Source organism: Armatimonas sp. (genome assembly GCF_031410135.1).
GTDB lineage: Bacteria > Armatimonadota > Armatimonadia > Armatimonadales > Armatimonadaceae > Armatimonas.
Map to the genome: position 1 here is coordinate 1 of NZ_JANNYP010000062.1, position 3773 is coordinate 3773.

Genomic DNA, 3773 nt, shown 5'->3' on the forward strand with positions numbered 1-3773 from the left:
AGTAGAGATCGGCTGGGACCCATGCCATGTCCAGATCGGCGGGATCAGCGTACAGGAAGCAAAAAACGGAGCTAGGCCATGAAAGACGAAGCGCTCTGGAAACTCTTCGTCAGAAAGCCGCTACGCTGGTTCCTCCGGCGATTCCTCCCGACGGAGGAGACCGATACTACCCTCGCGGCGGTCGAAGCGCTCGTAATCGCTTCGCAGGGGAAATAATAGCGTTCGGGCAGGGGCTTCGCCCCTGCCCCCTTTCTAAGGAGTGACGAGCTTCGAGCCGATGACCAGAACTTCCACACGCCGCGCGATGGCATGCCGCAAGGGCGCACAGTCCGGGTTCCCTAAGAGCACCACACACTCGCTGGAGTACATCAGAGGGGCAACCCAGGTATGCATCAGATGGTGGGCAAGCTCGTGGATAAAGGCACGCCAGCGCTGGCCAACAGATAGGCTGGTCGAGAGCATAATCTCCGCCCAGTCCCCCTCAGAAAGCGGCGCGATGTACATACTTGCATCACTGCCCGAATCGTCCCACCGAATCCGAACACGGAAGTGGGCTGCCACATCCTCCAGGAACCCACACGGGAACCTACGCAGGCTCCGGCGGATCTTCCGGGCAATGCGTGAGGCGACCTTATCGGACTCTGTCCACGGGAACTCCATCAAGAAGATCGACGATTTAGTCCAAGTCATCGTCGCCGTCCTCGTCGTCCTCCATATCCAGCCCACCGGCAATCGGCATGTCGGCAATGTAGAGCGTGTTGCGCTCTCGGAGAATACTCTGCTGGTGCTCCTCGGCGGCGATTTCCTCACGCGAGAAACGCGAGCCAATCGTCCCCTGCGAGTTGAGCTTGCGCAAGCTCTCCGCCATATTCGTCGCCGCCGCCACGGCAGCCTCCCGGATCACCTCGCGGGTCGGGCCGTCAAAGTCGCTGTAGCCCTCCACACGCCCCAGCAGGGTGTCCAAGTCTGGCTCGTACTGGATCTCAGGCAGTGGCACAGGAACATCGTAGCCCGCCGCGTTCAGTACCACCTCAGGAGCCACCTGAAACACGGTCGCGATCTTCTCCAGGATCTCCCGGCTAGGCACCAGGTACTTCCCATCGGGCTTGATACTGCCGTTTTCAAACAGCGTCAGGTAGCTGGCCGAGACTCCAGAGAGCTTCGACAGCTCAACTTTGCTCAGATCACGCTTGGCCCGCTCGATGCGCAAGAAGCGCGCAAACGCCTTACCACGAGCAACCTCAGCAGGGGAGGCAACAAGATTCAGAGAACGCATGGAGCCATTATCCCCCATTTTCCGCATTCGCACAATTTATATTGCATATAATTCATAGACGTGTTACACTCCACCAAACAACAGTTTACCAAAAAAGCACAGTACCAAGGACGAATATGAACCGAACACCACTCACTCTCCATCTCGAAGAAAAACCACTCCCACCCGAGGAGCTACAGCGACGTTTCAACCGCGCCACTGTACTCCTACGCACCGGCTACCGGCGCTGGCAGGCAGTCCAGCACACCACACCACAACCCACCCACGAAAGGATAAACCGATGAGGCCACCCAAACCACACAAGCCCCTCCGCTGCGCTCTTTATGTGCGCTGCTCCACAGACGACCAAGCCTACGGCGACTACACCACCATTGACTCACAGCGCGAGATTAACCGCGAGCGTATCCTTCACCTCGGTGGCGAGCTGGTCGCTGAGTACAACGACGAAGGCCGCACGGGCACCAACCTCAAGCGCCCCGACTGGAAGCGACTCCTAGCCGATGCCCGTGAGCACAAGTTCGACCGGATCGTGGTCACCTACATGTCACGCCTCGCTCGTGGGGAGCTCTACCACGTGGCCGAGTATCTTCTCGGAGAGTGCAAGGTCAAGATCGAGCTCGTACGCGAGGACTTCACACCCGACCTGGCAGGACAGATGAGCAAGGGCATCAAGATTGTCTTCGATGGTGCCCTCCCCCGCCAGATCTCCGAGTGGACCAAGACCAAGCAGGGCCAGATGGTGATTCACGGCTACGCGATGGGCGGCGTTCGCCCCTTTGGCTACTCCACCGAGACTGTTCCTGGCATGACACCCAGCGTCCTGCCTGGTGGCAAGGTCAAGCCCGCCCCGAAGCGCTACGTTCCCAACCCAGAAGAAGCGCCCATCGTGCTGCGTGCCTTCGAGCGCTTTGTCGAGACCGATAACCTCGGCCAAGTGCAGCGCTACCTCCGCGAAGTCGCCCCCACACGCACCTGGACAATCGAGGCCGTGCGCCGCCTGCTCTCCAACCCCATCAGCCGCGGGGCCGTGCGCTGGGGCGTGCACACCAACCCAAACGCCCATGAAGCCATTGTGCCTGACACACTCTGGGAGGCGGCACAGGCACAGCTCGCCGCGCGCCAAGAGAAGCCCGCTCCCGTAGGCGGCGAGGGCAGAGAGCTGGGCTATGCGAAGCCTTCCAAGCTGGAAGACGACTTCTGCTACTTCCTCCGGGGCCGTGTCCTCTGCGAACACTGTGGGAGCCGCATGACACCCGCCAGCCACCACGGGAGGAGCTCACGGGTTCGCTACTACGAGTGCATCCGCTCCGCCAAAACCGGGAAGCCCTGCCCGGTCAAGCGTGTGAACGCTGAGACACTCCAGACCGCCGTACTCTCCGAGATAGCCCGCTGTGGTGAACATCCTACGCGCTTGGCGACCTTCATCCGGGAAGCCGCCAAAGCGATGCCCTCGACCGATGAAGCCCGCGAGGAGATAAAGCGGCTGGAGCGCAACAAGCGGGAGGCAGAGAAGAAGATCAAGGCGAATCAGATGGCGCTCGAAGTGGGCAGCACGAGTGGCACGGTTCTGACCACCCTGGTCAAGCGCCTCGGGGAGCTGGAAGCGCACATCGAGGAGATAGAGGGTAAGCGCCAAGACCTGATGGGCCAGATCGCCTCGTTCCAATACCGCCGCCCGGATGCCGAGGAAGTAGCCTCGCTCTGGCAGCACGTGATGGATATCTGGGAGTTTCTTTCGGGCGAGGAGCGTACCGAGTTGATCGGTTTGCTGGTCGAGGAAGTAACGATGGTAGAAAAGCAAAAGGCCGCTGTGAGACTAAATCTCACAAGCGGCCCTCTACAGGTTCGTAATTTCGAACCACATGGGTGCGCGACGAAAGCGTTTCCCCACAATCAAAACAATCCACAACTCTCTCAAAACAATCCAAAGCTCTCAGCGCGAGGCGGTTGGCTCTTCTACAGGCGACGCGGCCCGTACCAGCAACCCTCGCAATCTCTATCGATGTTCCTTCCGGCGGGCTTAGCCGCCGAAAGAAAAAGGCGGTGCACCAGTGATCCAGCGCACCGCCCCCAACGGACAGGCTACTCTCGCGCCAACGATCCAGCCTGCCGCTAACACCCACACTTTACCACTCTGGAGGCTCCCTGAAGCACGCAGCGATAAAGCCGCACGCCTGGGAGTTCTGATGCGCAATATCCTCTGGCTTGATGCCAAAGGTGGCTGCCATGCGGAGAACGAGTTCTTCGCCCACCACCCCACCATGGGCTTGGGCCGTGATGTTGCCACGATACGCCGCGGACTTGCCGATCTCGAAGCCGCTGGGCTGATCGTCCGGGAGTTTGATGCGTTCGGTAAGCGCACAATCCGCCCGCTCGTGACTGCTGTGGAGCTGATCGAAGCGGGCTGGGCGGCGCTGGCGGAGTCCATTCTTGGCATGACTCAGTGGCCAGCGGTGATCCGGGCTCTATGTCGCTCGCTGCTCAAGCGCCTGGGCAA

6 protein-coding genes are annotated in these 3773 nt (G+C 60.3%); 4 read left to right on the plus strand and 2 right to left on the minus strand.

Going from position 1 to position 3773, the window contains the following annotated elements; all coding sequences use genetic code 11:
- The first annotated feature begins 78 nt into the window (after positions 1 to 78).
- Positions 79 to 216 (plus strand): hypothetical protein, encoded by a 138-nt coding sequence (locus RMO15_RS02270; RefSeq protein WP_309707422.1) that lies wholly within the window; start codon positions 79 to 81, stop codon positions 214 to 216.
- 36 nt (positions 217 to 252) lie between these two features.
- On the opposite strand, the gene RMO15_RS02275 is transcribed toward RMO15_RS02270, so the two are convergent.
- Both RMO15_RS02275 and RMO15_RS02280 read right to left on the minus strand, forming a co-directional pair.
- Positions 253 to 690 carry a hypothetical protein gene (locus tag RMO15_RS02275; RefSeq protein WP_309707424.1) on the minus strand — a complete coding sequence of 146 codons (438 nt, stop codon included), beginning with the start codon at positions 688 to 690 and terminating at the stop codon, positions 253 to 255.
- Entirely contained in the window at positions 677 to 1276 is a 600-nt protein-coding gene (locus RMO15_RS02280; protein WP_309707425.1) for a helix-turn-helix transcriptional regulator, read from the minus strand. Before RMO15_RS02280 ends, RMO15_RS02275 begins: the two co-directional genes overlap by 14 nt.
- 116 nt (positions 1277 to 1392) lie before the next feature.
- Between RMO15_RS02280 and RMO15_RS02285 the strand changes: the two genes are divergently transcribed.
- The 3 genes from RMO15_RS02285 to RMO15_RS02295 form a co-directional block, all read left to right on the plus strand.
- The gene (locus RMO15_RS02285) at positions 1393 to 1560 is read left to right on the plus strand and encodes a hypothetical protein (protein ID WP_309707426.1); all 168 of its coding nucleotides are present in this window, start codon (positions 1393 to 1395) and stop codon (positions 1558 to 1560) included.
- On the plus strand, positions 1557 to 3392 hold the full coding sequence (locus RMO15_RS02290) for a recombinase family protein (protein WP_309707428.1): 1836 nt from the start codon (positions 1557 to 1559) through the stop codon (positions 3390 to 3392). Before RMO15_RS02285 ends, RMO15_RS02290 begins: the two co-directional genes overlap by 4 nt.
- Positions 3328 to 3773 (plus strand): hypothetical protein (locus RMO15_RS02295; RefSeq protein ID WP_309707430.1); only part of this gene is annotated, 446 nt, incomplete at its 3' end. The genes RMO15_RS02290 and RMO15_RS02295, both read left to right, overlap by 65 nt.